This is a genomic window from Nonomuraea sp. NPDC050022, from assembly GCF_044460705.1.
Classification (GTDB): domain Bacteria; phylum Actinomycetota; class Actinomycetes; order Streptosporangiales; family Streptosporangiaceae; genus Nonomuraea.
This window is the reverse complement of record NZ_JBITKE010000017.1, coordinates 18,719-40,672: the sequence shown is the minus strand read 5'-3', so window position 1 is coordinate 40,672 and position 21,954 is coordinate 18,719. Positions and strand designations below refer to the sequence as shown.

19 protein-coding genes are annotated in these 21,954 nt (G+C 70.8%); 6 read left to right on the top strand and 13 right to left on the bottom strand.

The features are described from left to right. Positions 1 to 95 precede the first annotated feature (95 nt). The 6 genes from ACIBO2_RS50520 to ACIBO2_RS50495 all read right to left on the bottom strand — a co-directional run bounded on the left by ACIBO2_RS50520 (position 96) and on the right by ACIBO2_RS50495 (position 6,894). Positions 96 to 1,178, bottom strand: a complete 1,083-nt coding sequence (locus ACIBO2_RS50520; protein ID WP_358540822.1) for a BadF/BadG/BcrA/BcrD ATPase family protein — start codon at positions 1,176 to 1,178, stop codon at positions 96 to 98. Continuing rightward, entirely contained in the window at positions 1,178 to 2,449 is a 1,272-nt protein-coding gene (locus ACIBO2_RS50515) for a 6-phospho-beta-glucosidase (protein WP_358540824.1), read from the bottom strand. Before ACIBO2_RS50515 ends, ACIBO2_RS50520 begins: the two co-directional genes overlap by 1 nt. Beyond that, positions 2,446 to 3,336, bottom strand: coding sequence for a carbohydrate ABC transporter permease (locus ACIBO2_RS50510; RefSeq protein ID WP_358540826.1), 891 nt, complete (start codon positions 3,334 to 3,336; stop codon positions 2,446 to 2,448). The genes ACIBO2_RS50515 and ACIBO2_RS50510 overlap by 4 nt, the downstream gene beginning before the upstream one ends. Next, complete coding sequence (locus tag ACIBO2_RS50505; RefSeq protein ID WP_358540829.1) at positions 3,333 to 4,259, bottom strand: sugar ABC transporter permease; 927 nt, start codon at positions 4,257 to 4,259, stop codon at positions 3,333 to 3,335. The genes ACIBO2_RS50510 and ACIBO2_RS50505 overlap by 4 nt, the downstream gene beginning before the upstream one ends. A gap of 1 nt (position 4,260) precedes the next feature. Next, positions 4,261 to 5,598: an ABC transporter substrate-binding protein gene (locus tag ACIBO2_RS50500; RefSeq protein ID WP_397304676.1), complete on the bottom strand. Its 1,338-nt coding sequence runs from the start codon at positions 5,596 to 5,598 to the stop codon at positions 4,261 to 4,263. 90 nt (positions 5,599 to 5,688) lie between these two features. Continuing rightward, positions 5,689 to 6,894: an ROK family transcriptional regulator gene (locus tag ACIBO2_RS50495; protein WP_358540834.1), complete on the bottom strand. Its 1,206-nt coding sequence runs from the start codon at positions 6,892 to 6,894 to the stop codon at positions 5,689 to 5,691. A gap of 294 nt (positions 6,895 to 7,188) precedes the next feature. Between ACIBO2_RS50495 and ACIBO2_RS50490 the strand changes: the two genes are divergently transcribed. The 4 genes from ACIBO2_RS50490 to ACIBO2_RS50475 all read left to right on the top strand — a co-directional run bounded on the left by ACIBO2_RS50490 (position 7,189) and on the right by ACIBO2_RS50475 (position 13,082). Continuing rightward, positions 7,189 to 9,420: a HelD family protein gene (locus tag ACIBO2_RS50490; protein ID WP_397304675.1), complete on the top strand. Its 2,232-nt coding sequence runs from the start codon at positions 7,189 to 7,191 to the stop codon at positions 9,418 to 9,420. 589 nt (positions 9,421 to 10,009) lie between these two features. Continuing rightward, positions 10,010 to 11,674, top strand: coding sequence for an apolipoprotein N-acyltransferase (gene lnt, locus ACIBO2_RS50485; RefSeq protein WP_397304674.1), 1,665 nt, complete (start codon positions 10,010 to 10,012; stop codon positions 11,672 to 11,674). A 6-nt stretch (positions 11,675 to 11,680) separates the two neighbouring features. Further along, positions 11,681 to 12,424, top strand: coding sequence for a polyprenol monophosphomannose synthase (locus tag ACIBO2_RS50480; protein ID WP_358540843.1), 744 nt, complete (start codon positions 11,681 to 11,683; stop codon positions 12,422 to 12,424). A 160-nt stretch (positions 12,425 to 12,584) separates the two neighbouring features. Beyond that, on the top strand, positions 12,585 to 13,082 hold the full coding sequence (locus ACIBO2_RS50475) for an FxsA family protein (RefSeq protein ID WP_397304673.1): 498 nt from the start codon (positions 12,585 to 12,587) through the stop codon (positions 13,080 to 13,082). A gap of 146 nt (positions 13,083 to 13,228) precedes the next feature. On the opposite strand, the gene ACIBO2_RS50470 is transcribed toward ACIBO2_RS50475, so the two are convergent. From ACIBO2_RS50470 to xylB, 3 genes are all read right to left on the bottom strand, one after another. Beyond that, positions 13,229 to 13,573 (bottom strand): RNA polymerase-binding protein RbpA, encoded by a 345-nt coding sequence (locus tag ACIBO2_RS50470; RefSeq protein ID WP_103962598.1) that lies wholly within the window; start codon positions 13,571 to 13,573, stop codon positions 13,229 to 13,231. 361 nt (positions 13,574 to 13,934) lie between these two features. Beyond that, positions 13,935 to 15,092, bottom strand: a complete 1,158-nt coding sequence (xylA, locus tag ACIBO2_RS50465) for a xylose isomerase (protein WP_358540847.1) — start codon at positions 15,090 to 15,092, stop codon at positions 13,935 to 13,937. Further along, complete coding sequence (gene xylB / locus ACIBO2_RS50460) at positions 15,089 to 16,495, bottom strand: xylulokinase (RefSeq protein WP_358540850.1); 1,407 nt, start codon at positions 16,493 to 16,495, stop codon at positions 15,089 to 15,091. Before xylB ends, xylA begins: the two co-directional genes overlap by 4 nt. Before the next feature lie 83 nt (positions 16,496 to 16,578). On the opposite strand from xylB, the gene ACIBO2_RS50455 reads away from it, so the two are divergent. Beyond that, positions 16,579 to 17,805, top strand: a complete 1,227-nt coding sequence (locus ACIBO2_RS50455; RefSeq protein WP_358540852.1) for an ROK family transcriptional regulator — start codon at positions 16,579 to 16,581, stop codon at positions 17,803 to 17,805. A gap of 55 nt (positions 17,806 to 17,860) precedes the next feature. Here the strand turns inward: ACIBO2_RS50455 and ACIBO2_RS50450 are convergent, their stop codons facing one another. Then, positions 17,861 to 18,505, bottom strand: a complete 645-nt coding sequence (locus ACIBO2_RS50450) for a hypothetical protein (RefSeq protein ID WP_397304672.1) — start codon at positions 18,503 to 18,505, stop codon at positions 17,861 to 17,863. A 67-nt stretch (positions 18,506 to 18,572) separates the two neighbouring features. Next, positions 18,573 to 19,085 carry a nuclear transport factor 2 family protein gene (locus ACIBO2_RS50445; protein ID WP_358540858.1) on the bottom strand — a complete coding sequence of 171 codons (513 nt, stop codon included), beginning with the start codon at positions 19,083 to 19,085 and terminating at the stop codon, positions 18,573 to 18,575. 33 nt (positions 19,086 to 19,118) lie between these two features. Between ACIBO2_RS50445 and ACIBO2_RS50440 the strand changes: the two genes are divergently transcribed. Beyond that, positions 19,119 to 19,667, top strand: coding sequence for a winged helix-turn-helix transcriptional regulator (locus tag ACIBO2_RS50440; RefSeq protein WP_397304671.1), 549 nt, complete (start codon positions 19,119 to 19,121; stop codon positions 19,665 to 19,667). A 30-nt stretch (positions 19,668 to 19,697) separates the two neighbouring features. On the opposite strand, the gene ACIBO2_RS50435 is transcribed toward ACIBO2_RS50440, so the two are convergent. Next, complete coding sequence (locus tag ACIBO2_RS50435; RefSeq protein ID WP_397304670.1) at positions 19,698 to 21,140, bottom strand: MFS transporter; 1,443 nt, start codon at positions 21,138 to 21,140, stop codon at positions 19,698 to 19,700. 14 nt (positions 21,141 to 21,154) lie between these two features. Next, on the bottom strand, positions 21,155 to 21,952 hold the full coding sequence (locus tag ACIBO2_RS50430; protein ID WP_358541414.1) for a glycerophosphodiester phosphodiesterase family protein: 798 nt from the start codon (positions 21,950 to 21,952) through the stop codon (positions 21,155 to 21,157). Between the last annotated feature and the right edge of the window lie 2 nt (positions 21,953 to 21,954).

The following is a 21,954-nucleotide window of genomic DNA, read 5'->3' as shown; positions in this document are numbered from 1 at the left end:
CGCCAGGGTCCGTCACCGCGAGGGTCCGTCACCCCCAAGGCCCGCACCCAAGGGCCGGACCCAAAGCCCGCCCCCAGGCGCCCACCGAAGGCCCGTCAGGTCTGTTCGTAGCGGGCGCGCAGGCGGGTCTTGGCCAGGTCCGTCGCGCCCAGGTGCTCCAGGCCGTCGAGAGCGGCCCCGACGATCGGCGGGACGTCGGCGACCACCAGCTTGGCCCGCGGCGCCCTGGCGGCGAAGGAGGCGTCCAGGAGGGCCGTGAGGAGCGGGTCGCGGGCCCGGAGGATGCCGCCGCCCAGCACCACCTCCGTGGGCGTCTCCAGCAGGTCCAGGCGGCGCAGGCAGACCTCGGCCAGCACGGTGATCTCCTCCGCCTGGCGTTCCACCAGCGATCTGGCGATCGGGTCGCCCGCCGCGGCCGTGGCGAAGACGCCCGGCGTGAGCTCGTGCAGGCGGCCTTCGTCCAGACGGCCGAAGTGGAGCTCCAGGATCAGCTCCTCGACCGTGCGTACGCCGAAGTGCCGCGCGCACAGCTCCGCCAGCGCGGTAGCCGGACCGCGACCGTCTTCGGCGCGGGCGGCGTGCCACAGTGCCTCCTCGGCGACGCCCTGGCCGCCGCCCCAGTCGCCGCTGAGGCGCCCGAGGGCGGGGAAGCGGGCCACCTGGCCGGTGGGGGAGACGCCGACCGCGTTGATGCCCGCACCGCACACCACGGCCACGCCCCAGGAGTTCGAGGCGCCCGCCCGGAGTAGGGCGAAGGTGTCGTTGCGGACGGAGATGTCCGGGCCGAAGCCCCGGCGGGCGAACTCGCGCGCCAGTGCCTCCTCCTCGACCGGCAGATCGGCCCCCGCCAGATAGGCCGCCACATGATCGAACCGGCCCACGATCACGGGCCGGTCGGGGGAGGGGTCCGGCGAGCGCTCAGAGGAACGGTCCGGGGAGCGGCCAGAGGAGCGGTCCGGCGTGCCGTCCGGGCCGGGGGCGCCGTCCGGTGGCAGTTGCGCGAGCGCCTGCCGTACCGCCTCCTCCACCGCGTCCAGCGCGGCCGGAACCCCGTCGCTCTGCGGCGCGAACGGCCCTGCGCGGCCGGTGGCGAGCACGTCGCCGTCCTCCGTGACCAGCGCCACGTCGGTCTTGCTGTTGCCGCCGTCGACCGCGAGGACGAGCCTGCGGTGCTCCACTACCTCACCTGGCCATAGCGAGTCGTCCATGGCAGGTAGGCGTGGTTGGCCTCCAGCAGCAGGCCGGTCAGCTCCTCGGCGGTCGCGTCCTGCCCGATCAAGGGATGGGCCAGCAGGGCATTGCGTACGCGGTCCGCGCCGCCATGCAGGGCCGCCTCGAGGGCGAGCGTCTCATAGGCGGACACGTGCGCGATCAGCCCCGCGTACAGCGGCTCGACCGGCGGCACCGGCAGCGGCGCGGCCCCGTCGGCGGTGACGTGCGCGGGCACCTCGATCACCGTCTCGTCGGCCAGGAAGGGCAGAGTGCCGTGGTTGCGGACGTTCACCACATGGGTGCCGGGGCGGTCGCCGAGCAGCGAGGCGATCAGCGCGACCGCCGCCTCGGAGTAGTAGGCGCCGCCGCGCTCGCCCAGCAGCGCCGGCTTCTCGACGACCGACGGGTCGGTGTACATCTCCAGCAGCTTCGTCTCCATCGCCGCGACCTCGGCCGCGCGCGACGGCTTGGCCCGCTGTTCCTCCACCACCGCGTCATGATCGTAGAAATAGCGTAGATAGTACGACGGCACCACGCCGAGTCGGCGGAGCAGTTCGGGGCGCCCCAGGCCGTCGGCCAGCGACTCCGCGTGCTCGGCGAGCAGCGACGGCAGCACGTCCTCGCCGTCCAGGTACACGGCCCGTTCCCAGGTCAGGTGGTTGAGCCCCACGTGGCCGAGCGAGATCCGCGACGGCGGCACGCCCAGCAGGTCGGCGACGTGACGCTGGAAGCCGATCGCCACGTTGCACAGCCCGATCGCCCGGTGCCCGGCGTCCAGGAGCGCGCGGGTGACGATGCCGACCGGGTTGGTGAAGTCGACGATCCACGCATCCGGCGCGTGCGTACGCACCTTCTCGGCGATCTCCAGCACGACCGGCACCGTGCGCAGCGCCTTGGCCAGCCCGCCCGCGCCGGTCGTCTCCTGCCCCACGCAGCCGCAGCGCAGCGGCAGCGTCTCGTCCACGTCGCGCGCCGCCTGCCCGCCCACGCGCAGCTGGAACAGGACGACCTGGGCCCCCGAGACCCCCTCCTCGACGGACGAGGTGGCCAGCACCCGGGCCGGATGCCCGGCATGTGCCAGCATGCGGCGCGCCATCCCAGAAACCACCTCAAGTCGCGATAAATCGGGATCTATGAGTGCGATTTCCGAGACCGGTAGCTCGTCGCGGAGCCGCGCGAACCCGTCGATCAGCTCGGGCGTGTACGTCGAGCCGCCCCCCACCACGGCCAGTTTCAACCCTTCACTCCCGTCAATGTCACGCCCTCGATGAAGACCTTCTGGGCGAAGAAGAACACGATGATCACCGGTGCCATGACGAGCAGCGTCGCCGCCATGGTCAGATTCCACTGCACGCTGTGCAGCGCCTTGAAGGAGGCCAGCCCCACCGACAGGGTCCAGCTGTCGAGGTTGGTGGAGGCGTACAGCAGCGGCCCGTAGTAATCGTTCCAGCAATAGAAGAACTGGAACAGCGCCACCGCCGCGATGCCCGGCCGGGCCATCGGCAGGATCACCCGGATGAGCGTCCTGAAGTCGGTGCAGCCGTCCACCCGCGCCGCGTCGGTGTACTCGCGCGGGATGGAGAGCAGGAACTGCCGCAGCAGGAAGATCGAGAACGCGTCGCCGAGCAGCATCGGCAGGATCAGCGGCAGCAGCGTCCCGGTCAGGTCCAGCCGGGCCCAGATCAGGTAGATCGGCACCGCGACCACCTGGGGCGGCAGCATCATCATGGTGATGACCAGCAGGAACGCCAGCCTGCGCCCGGGAAAGCGGAACCGGGCCAGCGCGTAGGCCACCGGGATCGACGACACCAGCGTGAACAGCGTGCCGGTCACCGCGTAGATCATCGTGTTGCGCAGCCACAGCAGGATCGGCGACCTGGCGAACACCTCGCCGAAGTTGCCCCAGTTCCAGCTGTGCGGCCACAGCTCGTCGGTGAGCGTCTGGTTGTCGCTCATCACCGCCGTCAGCAGGACGAAGACCAGCGGCCCGATGAACGCGATCCCCAGCGCGAGGGCCGTCGCGTGCGTGGCGATCCAGTACAGCGCCCTCCTGCCACGGCCACGCCGGGCCCGGGCGCGCCGCCCGGCGGCCCGCGTGGGGGGCGCCACCAGCGTGGCGGTCATTCGGCCACCTCCTCGAACCCGCGGAACTGGCGCAGCAGGATCAGCGTGAACACCATCGACGCCGCGAACAGCACCAGCGCCAGCACGCAGGCGTAGCCCATCGCGTAGTCGCGGAAGCCCGTCTGGAACAGCCACTGCGGCAGCGTCAGCGTCGACATCTCCGGATAGCCGGGCACGAACGAGGTGCCCGGCGCGTCGGTGACACCCGCCGCGACCCGGGAGGCGATCATCGCCTGGGTGAAGTACTGCAGCGTGTAGATGACGCCGGTCACCGCCGAGAACATCAGCACGGGCCGGATCGTCGGCAGCGTGATGCTGCGGAACTGCCGCCACGCCCCGGCCCCGTCGATGGCCGCCGCCTCGTACAGGTGCTTGGGCACGTCCAGCAGCGCCGCCAGGAAGATCACCATGACGTTGCCGACGCCCCACATGGCCAGCAATGTCAGCCCCGGCTTCGACCAGTCCTTGTCGCCGAACCAGTCGGGCCCGGAGATCCCCACCAGCGCGAGGATCCGGTTGACCGGCCCGGTGGCCGGATTCAGCAGGAAGACGAACGCCACCGTCCCCGCCGTCACCGGCACCAGCGACGGCAGGTAGAACAGCGTGCGGAAGAACCCCACGCCCGACTTCAGCTTGGTGACCAGCTGCGCCACGCCCAGCGCGAACAGCACCTGGGCGGGCACCATGACGACCACCAGCCAGGCCGTGTTCCCGATCGAGATCCAGGCCCGCTCGTCCTGCAGGAAGTAGCGGTAGTTGGCCAGGCCGTTGAACTTCAGCGAGAACAGGTCGTAGTTGAAGAAGGAGAAGTAGACGGTCGCCAGCAGCGGATAGGCGAAGAACACCCCGAAGCCCACCAGCCACGGCGACAGCCACAGCAGGGCACGGAACCCCTCCCGGCGCCTGAGCGGTACGCCCGCCACCTCAGCCGCCCGACAGCTTGAACTTGGCGTCGATGGTCTTGTCCACGCCCTTCAGCCCCGCGTCCAGGTCCTTGACCGAACCCTTCTCCCACGAGGTGACGAACCCCTGCAGCGCCTCCTGGTTGAACACGCTGTTGACGTGCGCCGGGATCGTGCTCGTCTTCGGGTTGGCGAAGATGTCGAGGAAGGTCTGGAAGTGTTCGTCCTTCTTCAGCGCGGGCGACTCCAGCGCGGCCTTGGTGGTCGGCACGTTGCGGATCGCGTTGGCCAGCGTGACCAGCGCGTCGGTGTCGGTGGTCAGGTACTTCACCAGCGCCCAGGCGGCCTCGGGGTTCTTGGCGCCCTTCGGCACGCCGATCACGGTGCCCGCGGTGAAGCCGCTGCCGTACAGGTCGGGCTTGGCGTCGTCGACCGGCATGGGGGCGGTGCCGTAGTCGAGCTTCGGCGCCTCGTTGGCGATCATGGCCACCCGCCACTCGCCGTCGATGCCCATGGCGACCTTGCCCTGGTAGAAGGGGTGCTTGCCGGAGAACTCGTCGCCCAGGCTCTTGCGGAACTTGTCCAGGTTGGCGTAGCCGTACCAGTCGACGAGCTCCTTCTGCCAGTTCAGCAGTGTCTTCCAGGCGGGGTCGGAGCCGATCGCCGAGGTGCCGTCGGGGTTGGTCCACTTGGCGCCGACCATGGCGCTCCAGTGACCCGCGGTGTTCTCGTAGTACTGCCCGCTCGGGATGAACCCGGCGACCTTGATGGTGCCGTCGGGATTCCGGATCGTGAGCTCCTTGGCCAGCTTGGTCAGCTCCGACAGCGTCTTGGGCGGCTGGTTGCCCTTCATCAGGGCCTTGTTGTAGTAGAGGCCGTACGCGTCGGTCAGCAGCGGCATCACGCACCGCTTGCCCTCGTACTGGGTGTAGTCGTTCACGACCGGCGGCAGGCCCGACAGGTCGACGCCGTCCTGCTTGATCACCGGGTTGAGGTCCTGGAAGACGCCGCTCTTGCACCAGGTCGCCACCGAGTCGGTGGTGAAGGACGAGGCCACGTCCGGCGGGCGGCCACCGCGTACGGCCTGGGTGATCTGCTCGTCCTGTACGCCCTTGACCAGCTTGACCTTGATCTGCGGATACTTCTTGTTGAACCCGGCGATGGCGTCGGTGAACGCCTTCACCTCCGAGTCCGCCGAGAACCCGTGCCACAGCTCGATGGAGGCGGCCGGCAGCGCGGTCGGCGCGGTGCCGCTGGGCTTGGACTGGGAGCCGAGAGCGGGACCGCCCTCTTTGCCCGCGGTACACGCGGCCAGAGTCAGGACGGCGAGCCCTGCGGCCGCCAAGGGGACGAAGCGCACGGGGGGTGCCTCCTCATGGCGTTACTCATGTCGTTGAACACTCATGTCGTTGAACACTCATGTCGTTGAACACTCATGTGGTTGTGGAGCTCAGGGAGTCGGGACCGTGGAGCCGAAGACCTCGTCGCGGACGAGGTCGAGGGCGAGGTCGAGCGCGCCGGCGAGGACGGGGTTGCCTTCGACGGACGACAGGCGCAGCCGGGGCCGCGGGATGGTCAGCGCGTGCAGCTCGTGCTCGACCAGCTCGCGCAGGGGTTCGCCGCCCGACAGCACCACGCCGCCGGTCAGCACGATGAGCCCGGGATCGATGACGGAGGTGATGGCGGCCAGGCCCACCGCCAGCCGCGCGGCGATGTCGCGCAGCCCCGCCCTCGCGTCGTCGGCCTTCTGGCCCGTCTGGTGCTCGTCCGCCGCGCGCACCGCGTTCACGATGGCCTGGCGGAAGTCCGTGCCGCGCACGCCGTACGAGCGCAGCAGCTTCAGCACGGCCGGGCCGCCGGTGAGCGCCTGGTAGCCGTGGTTGGCGTAGCGTCCCGCCTCGCGGGCCGTCGGCGCGCCCGGGGTCGGCATGTAGCCGACCTCGCCCGCGCCGCCGGTGGCGCCCCTGTGCATCCGCCCGCCCAGCACGATGGCAGAGCCGATGCCTTCGTCGGCCCACAGCAGCACGAAGTCGGAGTCGCCGCGGGCGGCCCCGTGCGCCATCTCGGCCAGCGCGACCAGGTTGACGTTGTTCTCCACCGACACCGGCACGCCGAGCCCCTTGGCGAGCGTCGGCACCAGGTCGCCGATCTGCCAGCCCGGCATGTCCTTGGCGGTGGCGTAGCCGAGCCGGCCGGTGGACGGGTCGATCGCCGCCTGCACGCCGATCACCACCCGGCGCAGCGGGCCGGGGGAGCCCGCGCCGTCGAGCGCCGCGCGCAGCCTGGCGACCAGCTCGCCGCCCGGCCGGCGCGGGGTGGGCAGCGTGTACGAGCCCACGGTCGTGCCGGTGATGTCGGCGACCCTGGCCTCGATCCGGGCGGGGGTGACGTCCAGCGCGCCCACGTAGGCCGCCGCCGGGTTGATCCGGTAGACCTCCGCGGTACGGCCGGGCAGCCCCTCCCTGATGCCGTCCAGCACCACCAGACCCGCCTCCTGGAGGCGGGACAGCAGCTGCGAGGCCGTCGGCTTCGACAGGCCGGTCAGGGTGCCGATCTCGGGGCGGGTCAGCGGGCCGCGCTCCAGGAGGGCCTGCAACGCCGCGCGATCATTGATGGCGCGGAGCAGACTGGGAGTACCTGGTACCGGACCGCTCAACTTCCACCCCTTGACCCGAAGTTAGGAAACTTTCCTAACTTGATGCGAACCTAAGAGGCCCGGAGGGTTTCGGTCAAGGGGTGAAACCAAGCCGTGACCGGATGCGGGCCGGGATGTCACGCGGGAAGATGGGAGTGCCTCAACAGGCATGCTAATGTCGTCGTTTGTTGTAACAACAAGCAGAATGGCCCGGAGTGTCCCATTAACAACAATAATGGTCAGGCGGCAACTCGTCAAACAGAGCTCGCAAGGGAGCAGGAGTACGTCGCCCGCCTCTATGCCCGCCTCGACGCGTTGCGTGAACGCACCCAGAGCCAGCTGAAGGAGGTGCTCGGCACCGGCGCCGTCGGAACGCTGCAGAACAGGTCGGAGCGCGACACGTTCGCCGGCATGTACGCCTCCAGGCTGGCCCGGCTCTGGGCGGTGGAGCGCGGGCTGGTGTTCGGCCGGCTCGATCACGTCGACGAGGGCAGGCTCTACATCGGCAAGCTCGGCATCACCGACGACGAGCAGGAGCGGCTGCTCATCGACTGGCGCGCGCCCGTGGCCCAGCCGTTCTACCGCGCCACCCCGGCCGCGCCCATGGGCCTCACCAGGAGGCGGCACCTGCAGACCAAGGGCCGCGCGGTCATCGGCGTCGACGACGACCTGCTCGACTTCGACTCGCTGACCGACGAGGACCGTGCCACGCTCAACGGCGAGGCCGCGCTGCTGGCCGCCCTCGACGAGCGGCGTACCGGCCGGATGCGCGACATCGTCGCCACCATCCAGGCCGAGCAGGACCGCGTCATCCGCGCCGACCTCAACGGCGTGCTGGTCGTCCAGGGCGGGCCCGGCACCGGTAAGACCGTCGTGGCCCTGCACCGCGCCGCGTACCTCCTCTACACCCACAGGGAGCGCCTTGAGCGTCGCGGGGTGCTGATCCTCGGTCCCAATCTCACCTTCCTGCGCTATATCGAGCAGGTGCTGCCCTCGCTCGGTGAGACCGACGTGCTGCTGTCGACGGTCGGCGAGCTCTACCCGGGCCTGACGGCCACCGCCAGGGACCGGCCGGAGGTGGCCGCGATCAAGGGCGACCTGCGCATGGCCGAGGTGATCGAGCGGGCCGTACGCGACCGGCAGCGGGTGCCCCGCAAGCCCATCGAGCTGAACCTGGGCCGCTACACCCTCACCATCGACCGCAACATGCTCGAATCGGCCAAGAACAAGGCCACCCGCTCGCGCCGGGCGCACAACCAGGCGCGCGCGGTGTTCGTCAGGTCGCTGCTCAACGCCCTGGCCAGGCAAGCGGCCAAGAAGCTCGGCAAGGGCCTCATCGACGACGACGAGCTGGCCGACCTGCGTGAGGAGCTGCGCACCGAGCAGCCGGTCAAGACCGCCCTGAACAGGCTGTGGCCGTACCTGACCCCGCAGCGCCTGCTCCTCGGCCTGTACGGCGCGCCGGAGCGGCTCGACTACGCCGCCGCGGCCCTGACGCCGCAGGAGCGCGCGCTGCTGCGGCGTGAGGGAGGGGAGTGGACCGAGTCCGACGTGCCGCTGCTCGACGAGGCGGCCGAACTGCTCGGCGAGATCGACGAGCAGGTGCTGCGCGCCAGCGCCCTGCAGGCCGAGGAGGAGCTCGCCGCGGCCCGGCAGGCGGCCGAGCACGAGCGCGAGGCCGAGCTCGCCTACGCGCGCGAGGTGCTCGAACTGACGGGCCTGTCCGACGTCATGGAGGCCGAGCGCCTGGCCGAACGCCAGCGCGGCGAGGGTCCCTACCTCACCACCGCCGAGCGGGCCGCCGCCGACCGCGCCTGGGCCTACGGTCACGTGATCGTGGACGAGGCGCAGGAACTGTCGTCCATGGCCTGGCGGGTGATCATGCGGCGGGTGCCCACCCGGTCGATGACGATCGTCGGCGACATCGCGCAGACCGGCTCGATGGCCGGGGCCCGCTCGTGGAACCAGGTGCTCGACCCCTACGTGGCGGGACGCTGGCGCCAGGAGCGGCTCACCGTCAACTACCGCACGCCGGTGGAGCTCATGGAGGTGGCCGCCCGCGTGCTGGCCACCATCGACCCGGCGCTCGAGGCGCCCGCCTCGGTCCGCGACACCGGTGCCGAGCCCTGGTCGGCGCCGCTGTCGCAGTTGCCGGAGCTGGTCAAGGCCGAGGTCGGAGAGGGCGGCAAGGTCGCCGTGGTGGTCCCCGACGCGCTGCTCGGCCAGCTCGGCAAGGTGATCTCCGACACGGTGGAGGGGGCCGCCGTGGTCTCCTCACGCGCCACCCGGGGCACCGCGGCGCTCGACGCCCCCGTGGCCGTGCTCGGGGTGACCGATGCGAAGGGGCTGGAGTTCGATTCGGTCATCGTGGCCGAGCCGGACCTGATAGCCTCGCAGTCGCCGCGCGGCCTGAGTGACCTATATGTCGCTCTCACCCGGGCCACTCAGCGGCTCGGCGTCGTCCACGAGCGGCCGCTGTCAGCCCTCCTTTCGGGGGCGCTGGGCGGCTTGCCAAGCCGCGCGTCCGGGCCGACAAATGGGCATTAGATCGCTTTAATGCGACAACGCAAGCATGTCCTACCTGCGGAAACTTGATGTTTCTGCTGATCGGGACACGGTTGACATCTGAGGTGGAGTCGGTAGTTTGCTGCGCAGTCCAGCACGGGACTTGGCCGGTTGGCCGTCTCTGACATCGTCGGATCCTGCGTCCGTGACGGAGCGTGACTTCGTCCACACAGCCAGGTGCAGGGCCGTCGGTCCGTCGAGTCGGGGCACCCCAACCGGGCGGGGGGTTGGACCCGGGACGGGCCCGGGAGCCCAGTAGACAACGGAATTCCGCGCTCGCCGCCGACGAGACGGGTCCGGTCCGAAGGGTTTCCGGGCCCTCTTCCCTCTCGTGCGCAGGATCGCCATCAGCGCCGGGTGGTCCCGTCAGGTCACGGGATCACCCTGCCGCTCTTTTCGCCGCCGCTCTTTTCGCCGCCGCTCCTCGCCCGTTCTCGCCGACCCCTATCCTGGGTCGTCCAGCGCCTGGGACCCCTATTTGCGGATCACCGGGTGCCGCGAGGGCCGAATCGCCGCCCGGGGGCGGTAGCGTTTTCGCAAGCAGGCGTGCGAACGGCGAGGAGAAACCCGCGTGGTGCAGGACAAGACGGGCCCACCGCCCACTGGCGGCGGAACCCCGCACACCCCTGACCCGCCCACGCCCGAATCCAGCCCGCCCCTTCCGCCCGCGCCTCCGTCCGGTGCCTCCGCTTCCGGCGGGCCCGCTCTCGTGGGACGGGAGTCCGGGCGGGTGCTGCTGGCCCGGGTGGCTGCCGCCGTGGCCGGTGGGGGACTGCTGTTTCTCGCATTCCCGCCCATCGACTGGTGGCCGGCCGCGCCGCTCGGCGTCGCGTTGATCGTCGCCGCCCTCTACGGCACGCGCCCCCGGCGCGCCGCCTGGCTCGGCTACCTGGCCGCCGCCGTGTTCCTGTTCCCGACCCTGGCCTGGGTGCGCACGATCGGCGACGACGTCTGGGTGATGCTGGTCGGCGTCGAGAGCCTGTTCTACGCCGTGATGGCCGCCCTGGCCGCGCTGGTGTTCCGCCTGCGGCTGTGGCCGCTGTGGTTCGGCGGGCTCTGGGTGGCCATGGAGTGGGCGCGCGGACTGTTCCCCATCGGCGGCTTCCCCTGGGCGCGGCTGGCGTTCAGCCAGGGCGAGTCGCTGTTCACCGAGTACGCCGCGCTGGGCGGGGCGCCACTCGTGTCGTTCGCCGTCGCGCTGTGCGGGGCCCTGCTCGCCTGCACGCTGCTGCGGCGGCCTCCGGCCGCCCGGCGCGTCACCGGGCGGCTCGTCCCGCTCGCGCTCGCTCTGGTCGTGCCCCTGCTGACCCTGGCCGTGCCGAGGCCGGGCGACGAGGGGCGCACGGTCAACATCGGCATCGTGCAGGGCAATGTGCCGGGCCGCGGCATGTACGTCCTGGGCGACGAGCCCGCCGTTGTCCTGAAAAATCATGCAAACGAGACCAAAAAGCTGGCGCAGGCCGTACGAGACGGGAAACTCGCCAAGCCCGACATCGTGATCCTCCCCGAGAACTCCACCGACATCGACCCCTACCGGGACGCGACCGCCCGCCAGATCATCGACGACTCCGTGAAGGACGTCGGGGTGCCCACGCTGGTCGGCGCGGTCGTGGCGATCGGTGAGGAGAACCGCGCGACCCGCAGCCTGGTCTGGGACCCGGTGACCGGGCCCGGCGCCTACTACGACAAGCAGCAGCTGGTGCCGTTCGGCGAGTACACACCCTTCAAGGAGCTCGTGCTGGCCCTGTGGGAGCGGGCCGGTCTGGTGGGCAGGCAGTCGGTCCCGGGCACCAAGCCGGGCGACCTGAAGATGGGCCCGGTGACGATCGGCGCGGTCAACTGCTACGAGGTGGCCTACGACGGCACCGTGCGCGGGACCGTCAAGACCGGGGCCACGCCGCTGGTGGTGCAGACCAACAACGCCACCTACGCCGAGTCCAACCTGCCGCCGCAGCAGCTGGCCATGTCGAAGCTGCGGGCCGTCGAGCACAACAGGGCGGTCGTGACGGCGGCCACCACCGGCATCTCGGCGTACGTCACACCTGACGGTAAGGTCTCCTGGCAGACCCGCGAGCTCGTGGCGGACATGAACGTGGTGAAGGTGCCCGTGCGCACCCAGGCGACGGTCGCGACCCAGATCGGCGCGTTGCCAGAGTGGGCGCTGGCGTTGATGGGAGTGGCGGCCGCCGGGGTCGCCGCGTGGCGTGTCAGGCGCAAGGCGACCGGTGAGGAATGACTGATCATGGAGACTCTTGGCCGGATACTCATCGTCATACCGACCTACAACGAGCGCGACAACCTGCCGCTGATCACCGAGCGGGTGCGCACCGCCCTGCCGGACGCCCACGTGCTGGTGGTCGACGACAACAGCCCCGACGGCACCGGTGAGATCGCCGACAAGCTGGCCGACAAGGACGACCACGTCCACGTCCTGCACCGGGCGGGCAAGGAAGGGCTGGGCGCCGCCTACATCGCCGCGTTCCGCTGGGGCCTGGACGAGGGCTACAACGTGCTGGTGGAGATGGACGCCGACGGCTCGCACCAGCCCGAGGAGCTGCACAAGCTGCTGGAGGCGGTCTCCGACGGCGCCGACCTGTCGATCGGGTCGCGCTGGGTGCCCGGCGGCAAGGTGGTCAACTGGCCCGTCTCCCGCGAGCTCCTGTCCAGGGGTGCCAACATCTACACGCGGCTCATGCTCGGCATGTCCGTGCGCGACGCGACCGCCGGGTTCCGCGTCTATCGCGCCGCGACGCTGGAGAAGATCGGGCTGGCCGACGTCGAGTCGCAGGGCTACTGCTTCCAGGTCGACCTGACCCTGCGGACGACCAGGCACGGCCTGCGGGTGGTCGAGGTGCCGATCACGTTCGTGGAGCGGACCGTCGGCACGAGCAAGATGAGCAGCCGCGTCATGGCCGAGTCGTTCTGGCGCATCGCCGTCTGGGGGCTGTCCGGCCTGCCCGCCCGGCTGCGCGGCAAGCGCGGCTGAGAACCTGTGGCCACCCTCAGGTAGTGGCGGAACGGTTCGGGCCCGCCGGGCGTTGTCGTTGTGTACACGGTCCTTTAAGTACGTCGTGTGCGCGGTCCTTTGGGTACGCCTTCAGATACGTCGCGTAGAGATACCTCGCGGGTGCGGATTGGGGAAGACGATGCGGCTCCTGCTTTTCCTGGCCTTCCTGATCGTCCCGGTGCTGGAGATCTGGCTGCTGATCCAGGTCGGCTCGGTGATCGGTGGCTGGACGACCGTGGCCCTGCTCATCGCCGACAGCCTCCTGGGCGCGTGGCTGGTACGGCGTGAGGGGCGCAGGGCCTGGCGGGCGCTGCAGGACGCGCTGCAGTCCGGCCGGATGCCCGACAAAGAGCTCGCCGACGGCGGCCTGATCCTGGTGGGCGGCGCGCTGCTGCTGACGCCCGGGTTCCTGAGCGACATCCTCGGGTTCCTGTGCGTGCTGCCGGTCACGCGGCCGGCGATGCGGCGCCTGGTGTCCTGGTTCTTCGACCGCCGGGTCAAGAGGATGGCGGCGGCCTCGCCGTACGCGCACCTCTTCTCGGCGCCGGGCGGCGGGCCCGTCGACGGACACGTCAACGGGCGCGGCGCCGGTGTGGTGCACGGCGAAGTGATCAGAGAAGACCGCGAGCCGTCCTGACCGCGAGCCGCCCTACGGCGGCCGGTGAGGCTCGCTGACCGGCGAGCCCTACTGGCCGCGAGACGGGCCCTGAGCGAACGAGACGGGCCCTGAGCAATGCGAAGCCCCCGGACAAGGTGTCCGGGGGCTTTCACCGTGAGAAGGTGTCAGGCGCTCTTTCGACGCTGGGCCCGCAGGACCGCCAGCCTCTCGTTGAGCACCTCTTCCAGGTCCTCGATGGACCGTCGCTCCAGGAGCATGTCCCAGTGCGTCCGCGGGGGCTTCGTCTTCTTCGACTCCGGCTGCTCGCCGTCGACCCGAACCGCGGTAGCGCCGCACATGCGGCACTCCCAGGTCGCGGGAATCTCGGCCTCGGCGGCAAGCGGAACCTCGAAGCGATGGCCCTTGGGACAGGTGTAGGACACGTCCTGGCGCGGGGCCAGATCCGTGTTACGGTCGTTCTCGTAGCTGGTTGCCCCGAGCCGGGTGCCACGAAGCGCGCGCTCGCCCATGTTTAAATGCCTCCTACAGGGCCCCCATCGTGAGGGGTCTGTCTCCCACGGTGTGTAACGCTTGGTACCGTGATGGGATTCCCCCCTGCGGGGTGATCCAATCGCTCTCTTCCCGAGGAGTTGCCCGCAACCGGGCTTCCGTCGGCGTTTTGGAGCTCCGGGCCACGTGAGGGCCATGGTGGTTCCTGAGACAGTTCGCGAATCGGTCTGACCGCAAGGCGGCCTTTGCTCGCTCCCTGTCATCCGGGACGGGAGCGCCGGACGGTGGTAGCGGGACGGTAGCGCCTGACGATGGCCAAGGGACGCGGCCGACAAGACCACCCCGCCGGGGACGAGCGCCCACCGGCGGGGGACAGCGGGTCTAGCGCACGCCGTACAAGTGCTCGATGGCGAGCTGGTCCAGGTGCTCGAACGCGGCGCCGCGGGCGGCCAGCGCGTCGATGTCGGGGGTGAAGGAGCGCACGTCGCGCCAGCTCTCCCCGTCGGCGAGCGTCGGCACGGCCAGCTCGTCGAGCCGGGCCGCCGCCAGCGCCTGCCGCACCTCGGGGTCGGCGCGGAAGGCCCGCACCTTCTCCCGCAGAATCAGGTAGTTGCGCATGCACGCCGCCGCCGACACCCACACGCCCTCGTCGTCCTCGGTGCGAGGCGGCTTGAAGTCGAAGTGGATGGGACCGGAGAAGCCGTTGGACTCCAGGACGTCGACGGTCCAGAAGGCGCCCCGGGCGTTGCCGGCGCCGAAACGGAAGTCCTGGTCGTAGCGCGGGCCGTTCTGCCCGTTCAGGTCGATGTGGAACAGCTTGCCGTGCCACAGCGCCTGCGCGATGCCGTGCGCGTAGTTGAGCCCGGCCATCTCCTCGTGGCCCACCTCGGGGTTGAGCCCGACCAGCTCCGGGTGCTCCAGCTCGTTGATGAACGCCAGCGCGTGGCCGATGGTGGGCAGCAGGATGTCGCCCCTCGGCTCGTTGGGCTTGGGCTCGATCGCGAACTTGAGGTCGTAGTTGTGGTCCAGCACGTACGAGCCGAGCACGTCGAAGGCTTCCTTGTAGCGGTCGAGCGCCGCCTGGACGTCCTTGGCCGCGCCGCTCTCCGCGCCTTCCCTGCCTCCCCAGCACACGTACACCTGCGCGCCCAGCTCGGCGGCCAGGTCGATGTTGTCCATCACCTTGCGCAGCGCGAAGCGGCGCACGTCGCGGTCGTTGGAGGTGAAGGCGCCGTCCTTGAAGATCGGGTGCGAGAACAGGTTGGTGGTCGCCGTGGTGACCACTAGTCCGGTCTCCTCCAGCGCCTTGCGGAACGCGCCGACCCGCTCGTCGCGGTCATGGCCGTCGAAGTCGAACACGTCGTTGTCGTGGAAGTTCACTCCGTACGCGCCGATCTCGGCGAGCTTGCGCACGGCCCGGTCGGCGGGCATGGGCGCCCTGGTCGCCGGTCCGAACACATCGACTCCCGCCCAGCCGACGGTCCAGATGCCGAAGGAGAAACGGTCCTCGGGGGTGGGCGTGTAGGGGTCTACGCTCATGATCGATCCTCTCGGTGGTGCTGCCAGCCGGCCGTACGGTCGCGCAGCTCGGCGTACTGGTCACGGACATGGGGAGTGGGCGGCCCGTCGTACTCCTGGACCGGCTGGGCCGTCCAGACGGGCGGTTCGGGGGTGCCGGCCAGCGCCCAGGCGGCTTGGCGGGCCGCGCCGAGTGCCACGTATTCGGCCGGTTCGGGGACGGCGACGGGCTTGCCGAAGATCTGGGGGGCGATGCGGCGCACCGCCTCGGACTTCGCGCCGCCGCCGATCAGCAGCACGCGGCGCGGTCGTACGCCCTGCGCGGTCAGGTGGTCGATGGCGTCGGCGAGGGAGGACAGCAGTCCCTCGACCGCCGCCCGCGCCAGGTTCTCGCGCGTGGCGTTGCGCGTGGTCAGGCCGGTGAGCGTGCCCGAGGCGTCCGGCCGGTTCGGGGTGCGCTCGCCGTCGAGGTAGGGCAGCAGCGTCAGGCCGCCGGCGCCCGGCGGGGCGGCCAGCGCGAGCTCCGACAGCTCCGCCAGCGAGCAGCCGATCATCGAGGCCGCCGAGGAGAGGATCCTGGCCGCGTTGAGCGTGGCCAGCAGCGGCATGAAGCGCCCGGTCGCGTCCGCGAACCCGGCGACCATCCCCGACTCGTCGGCGGCGGGTACCTCGCTCACCGCGAAGACCGTGCCCGAGGTCCCGATGGACACCGCGACGTCGCCGGGCCGCAGCCCGAGCCCGAGCGCCGCGCCCATGTTGTCGCCGGTGCCGGGCCCGATCGCGGCGCCGCTCGGCAGGTGCCCGACGACCTCGTTCGGCGCGGCCACGCGGGGCAGCTCGACCTCGTGCCCGATCGCGGCCGAGACGAACTCGGGCAGATACTCTCCCGTCGCCGGGGACCAGTATCCGGTGCCCGAGGCGTCGCCCCGGTCGGTCGTGAAGGCGCGGCGCTGGCCCAGCCGCCAGGTCAGCCAGTCATGGGGCAGCAGTACGGCCGCGGTGCGGGCGGCCGGCTCCGGCTCGTGCTCGGCCAGCCAGCGGAGCTTGGTGACCGTGAACGAGGCCACGGGCACGCTGCCGGTCAGCTCGGCCCACCGGGCCGGTCCGCCCAGTTCGGCGGTCAGCCGGGTGGCCTGCGGCGCCGACCGCGTGTCGTTCCACAGCAGGGCGGGCCGCACCACCTCGCCGGAACCGTCGAGCGCGACCATGCCGTGCTGCTGGGCCGCCACCGCGACGGCCGCAGCCCGCTCCAGCAGGTGCCGCCCCTTGTCGAGCGCGCTCTCCCAATGATGGGGATGGCACTCCGTGCCGTCGGGATGCGGGGCCGCGAACTCGTCGACCACTGTGCCGTCACCGGCCCGGCACAGCACGATCTTCGTCGACTGAGTCGAGGAGTCGACCCCGGCCACCAGTGCCTCTGTCACCAGGACTCCATATTAGTCAACTGTATGGATTAAATAGCGTAACAGACCAGCGAATCGCCAGGAAGACCCATTAGTCTTAGATTGTGACAAAACCCAGGGAAGGGCCGCTCCGGCACGCCACCATGCGCGAACGCAATCTCGCCGTGGTGCTGGAGCAGGTCGTACGCTGCCAGCCGGTCACCCGTGCCCGGCTCGCCGAGCAGACCGGGTTCACCAAGACCACCGTCTCCAACCTGCTGGCGGTGCTCGAAGGCGCCGGGCTGGTCCAGGACGGCGCGCTGGTCCAGGGCGGCGAGCGCGGCCGGCCCGGAATCGCCGTCTCGGTCAACGGCGACGGCGCCGCCGCGCTCGGGCTGGAGATCAACGTCGACTACCTCGCCGCGTGCGTACTGGACCTGGGCCGGCGCACCCGCTATCACCAGCTCGTGACCTTCGACAACCGGGGGCGTGCGCCCGAGGCGGTGATCTCCTCGCTGGGCCGGCTGGCCGCCGAAGCCGTCGCCGCGGCCGCCGGGCAGGGCCTGGCGGTGGCGGGCGCGACCGTCGCCGTCCCCGGCCTGCTCGACCGGGAGAACGGCCTGGTCCGCCGCGCCCCGAACCTCGGCTGGACCGACGTCCCGGTCAGCGCCCTGCTCCGCGACGCGCTGCCCGACCTGCCGATCCCCGCCGCCCACGACAATGAGGCCAACCTGGCGGCGCTGGCGGAGCTGTGGTTCGGCGACGGCGCGCGGCACGGCGGCTTCATCCACGTCTCGGGCGAGATCGGGATCGGCGCCGGCATCGTCATGGACGGTCAGGTGCTGCGCGGCACGCACGGGTTCGCCGGCGAGCTCGGCCACCTCGTCGTGGAGCCGGGCGGCACGCCGTGCACCTGCGGCGGGCGCGGCTGCCTGGAGCAGATCGCCGGCCAGGACGCCATCCTGCGCGCCGCCGGGCTGCCCGCCGTCACGGCCACCACGGCGGCCAAGCCGGACGGCCCGATCAGGGAGCTCATCGACCTGCTGGAACGCTCGGACCAGCGGGCGCTGGCCGCGCTCGACGGGGCAGGCCGGGCACTCGGCGCCACCCTGGCCTCGGCCGTCAACCTGGTCGACCCCGGCGCGATCGTCCTCGGCGGCATCTTCTCGCCGCTGGCCTCATGGATCGGCCCGGCGGTGGAGGCCGCGCTGGAGGAGGGGAGCGGCTCGCTGCGTACCGCCGTACCGCCGGTGGTCGCCTCGGAGCTGGCGGGGAACGCCGCGGTGCTCGGCGCGGCCGGCGTGGTGATCGAACGCGTCATCGGCCACCCGGCGCTCCTGCTGTCCTCCTAACCCCTTCACCGGCGTAGCGCCCTTCGCCGAGGAGCGCTCACGCCGATGTCGCGCTCTATCGCCGATGGGCGGCCGCAGGTGTGCGGGCAGGGGAGCTCGGCGACGTGGATCGTGCGCGCCACAGCGCGACGGCCAGCCAGAGGCCGCCGACGGCGAGCAGCGCGCCGTGCGCGATCCGCAGCGAGTACGGCCCGAAGAACTGCGGGATGAACAGCGCGAACCCCACCGCGAACGGCACCCCGCTCCACCTGGCCAGTGTCCCGGACCGCCACACGGCCACCGCCGCCATGACCGCCCCCACGCCCAGCAGCGCGAGCCCGGCGGCGAACATGGTCACCGCCACCGGCCCGAACCGGAACTCCGCGGCCAGCTCCATCAGCGCCGGAGCCTGGTCGCGCAGCGACCGGCGGGCGATGACGTTCAGCCCGAAGTCCTCGGCGCCGTAGTAGGGCAGGGTGAGGCCCGCGCCGATCCACGTCACCGCCGCCGCCCGCAGCGACAGCCGGTCGCCCAGCACCTGGTGCAGTCCCAGGACGGCCAGCCCGGCGAGGATGAAGCCGATCATGGCCGCCAGGTGACCGTACACCCACGCGTTCGACGCCATCGCAGCCGCGTCGTCGCCGGACGGCCGCACAGCCGGGTAGATGAAAAACAGCACACCGCCGGCGGCGATAGCCGCAGAGGTCAGCCGGGCTTTCATGGTCACTCCAAAGGGGAAGGGCATTGCTCTCTTGTGTGAGCAATGCTCTCTCTTTGGAGCGTTGATGTCAAGAGCGGTGCTCTCGCTTGGCGAGCAGGGGTACGAGGGTGCGGTCGCCGAGGCGGGTCATCGCGGCCAGCGGCTTCGTGGCCGCGCCGACCAGCAGCGGCAGGCCCGGCTTGCCCGTCGCCCTGGCCAGGGCGGGGCCGAGGGCGGCCATCATGGCCGTCAGGCCCGGCAGCGGCCTGATCCACATGGTGATCTCCTTGATCAGGCCCTGGTCGTCGAGGTGCAGCAGGGCCGACTCCTCGATCTCCTGGCGGCCCAGGCGGGCGGTGGCGGCGAGCACGCGGGTTCGCTCGTCGCCCACGTCCGTGTGGTAGCGCAGGTCGGACAGGGCGCCCATCGCGGCGGTGAACAGCTCGCGTACCTGCTCCTGGCCGCGGAAGGTCGCCGTGGCGCTGAGGGGGGAGTGGAAGACCACGTCCGGCGCCAGGGTGGACATGATCGCGTTGACGTTCTTCGCCTCACCGGCTTCGCGGTAGGCGCGGGCTGGTGAGTCCTGAATGTGAACTGTCATGAGTTCACTTTATCAACCCACTATGCTGGGGTCGTGAACAGGTTCGGGGAGATGCACTGCTCCATCGCTCAGGCAGTCGGCGTGGTCGCCGAGCCGTGGACGCCGTTGATCCTGCGGGATCTGTTCCTGGGGGTGTGCCGGTTCGACGACCTCGCGGAGGATCTGGGCATCTCGCGCAACCTGCTGACGCGGCGGCTGGAGCGCCTGGTGGAGGCGGGGGTGGTGGAGCGGCGGCCCTATCAGGAACGGCCGGTGCGCTTCACGTACACGCTGACCGAGGCGGGCCGTGACATCGTGCCCGCGCTGTTCACGCTGATGGCGTGGGGGGACCGCTGGGCGACCCCGCCCGGCGGGCCGCCCGCGCTGCTGGTGCACTCCTGCGGCGAGCGGTTCACGCCGGTCGTGACGTGCCCGCACTGCGGAGGGCGGGCCGACGCGGACACGGTGCGGGCCGTAGGCGGCCCCGGCGCCGCTCAGGGACCCGGCACGATGGTCCTCGCCGCCCCCGGCAGACGCGACGAGGCCGTCCCCGGCAGACGCGACGGGCTCGCCCCTGACAGACACGACGAGGCCGCCCCGTAAAGACGACGAGGCGGCCCCGAAAGACAGGCGTCAGATTCGCGCCGGCACCTCGTTGCCCGCGTCGCGGATGGCCTTCGGCAGGTTGACCATGGCCAGCAGGACGAAGCCGATCACGAAGAAGATGATCATCGAGATGATGGCGATCCGGTAGCTGTTGGTGAGCTGGATCGCGATCGTCACCGTCAGGGAGCCGATGAACGCCGACCCCTTGTCGCTGATCTGCAGCAGGCTGAAGTATTCGGCCTCCCGCCCCTTCGGGATCACCAGCGAGAACAGCGAGCGCGACAGCGCCTGGGTGCCGCCCAGCACGATCGAGATGGCGAACGCGAGCAGGTAGAACTGCAGGGCGGCCTTCTCCTGCAGGAAGTACGCGGCCAGGACGATCACCGTCCACACCACCAGGCTGCCCAGCACAGTGTGCTTGGTGCCGAACCGGCGGGCCAGCCAGCCCATCAGCAGCGCGCCGAAGAACGCCACGAACTGCACCATGAGGATCGCGCTGATCTGCGTCTCCTTGCTCAGCTTGAGCGCCTCGGAGGCGAAGGCCGAGCTGTTGCCGATGACGGTCTGCACGCCATCGTTGTAGACGAGGTAGGCCACCAGGAACAGCATCGTCAGCGGATATTGGCGCAGCTCGCTCAGCGTACGGCCGAGCTGCTTGAAGCTACCGCCGACAGAGCGCAACGCCGTGCTCTCGTGGGCCGCGACCGGCCGGTTGCGCAGCCTCAGCAGGGGGACGACCGTGAAGATCGCCCACCACAGGCCCGCCGACATCATGCTGATCCGCACTGACATGCCCTCGTTCAGCCCGAAGCTCTCGTGCTTGAGGTAGAGGACCAGGTTGAGCGCGAGCAGCACGCCGCCGCCCAGGTAGCCGATCGCCCAGCCGCGCGAGGAGACGCGGTCGCGTTCCTCGGCGGTGGAGATCTGCGGCAGGAAGGAGTCGTAGACCACCACGGACGAGCCGTAGGCCAGGTTGGCCAGGATGAACAGCACCCCGCCCAGCATGTAGCGGTCGCCCGCGAGGAAGTACAGGCCCACGGTGGCCAGCGCGCCCACGTAGGCGAAGCCGCCGAGCATCTCCTTCTTGCGGCCGGTGTGGTCGGCCAGCGCGCCCACGACCGGCAGGCAGAGGATCTGCAGCAGCACGGCCACGGTCAGCGTCAGCCCGAAGAACGCGGCCGGTCTGATGTCGGCGCCCAGCACGTCCACGTAGCCCAGGCCCGGGTTGGCCTCGGCCAGCTTGTCGAAGTCGGTCGAGCAGGTGGCGGCCGCGACCGAGGGGAAGTCCTTGGCGCAGGCCGCGGTCCTGGCGACCGAGATGAGGTACGGGCTGAGGAAGACCGAGATGATCGTGGTGTAGAAGGCGGAGTTGGCCCAGTCGTAGACGTACCAGCCGCGTTGTTCGCGCCTGCGTGCCGACGGGGAGTCGGCGGTGTCGTCGGGAGCCGCGGGGGGTGCGGGTACGGGCATGTGTCGTGTCGCTCCTATGCGGCCATGCGGCCCGGATGCCACAGGCCGCGACGCTCCAGCACGTCACGCAGGCCGGTGACGTTGTCGGTCATGACACCGTCGACGCCGAGGTCGAGCAGGTGCTCCATGCGGGCGGGCTCGTTGATCGTCCATACGTGCACCTGCATGCCGATGGCGTGCGCCGTACGGATGAGACGGCCGGTGGTGACGCGCAGGCCACGGAAGCCCACCGGCACCTGCGCGCAGGGCACGCCCGCGCGCTTGAGCCGGGTCAGCAGCCGGCCGTAGCCGGAGGTGGACGCGGCGGCGCGCAGCGCGGCGACGCCGCGCGGGCCGAGCGCCGAGCAGACCTCCCGGCCGAGCGCGGCCCTGGCCAGCACCAGGCGCTCGTCGGAGAAGGAGGTCAGGCAGATCCGGTCGTAGGCCCCGGTGCGCCGGACCGCCTCGGCGAGCGGCGCGATCGCGGCGGCCTCCTTCACGTCGATGTTGAAGCGGATCTCCGGCCAGCCGCCGAGCAGATCCTCCAGCAGCGGGATCTCGTGCACACCCCCGATGCGCGCCTGCCTGACCGTGCTGTAGGGCAGCTCCGAGATGCGGCCGCGCCGGTCGGTGACCCGGTCGAGGGTGTGGTCGTGGAAGGCGAGCAGCACGCCGTCGGCCGTGGCGTGCGCGTCGGTCTCCAGATAGCGATAGCCCAGCCGGACGGCCTGCTCGAAGGCCGCGACGGAGTTCTCGGCGCCCTCGGCGGCGCCCCCGCGATGCGCGAAGGCCAGCGGGCCCGGATGATCGAGAAACGCGAAGCGGCGGCTCAGCA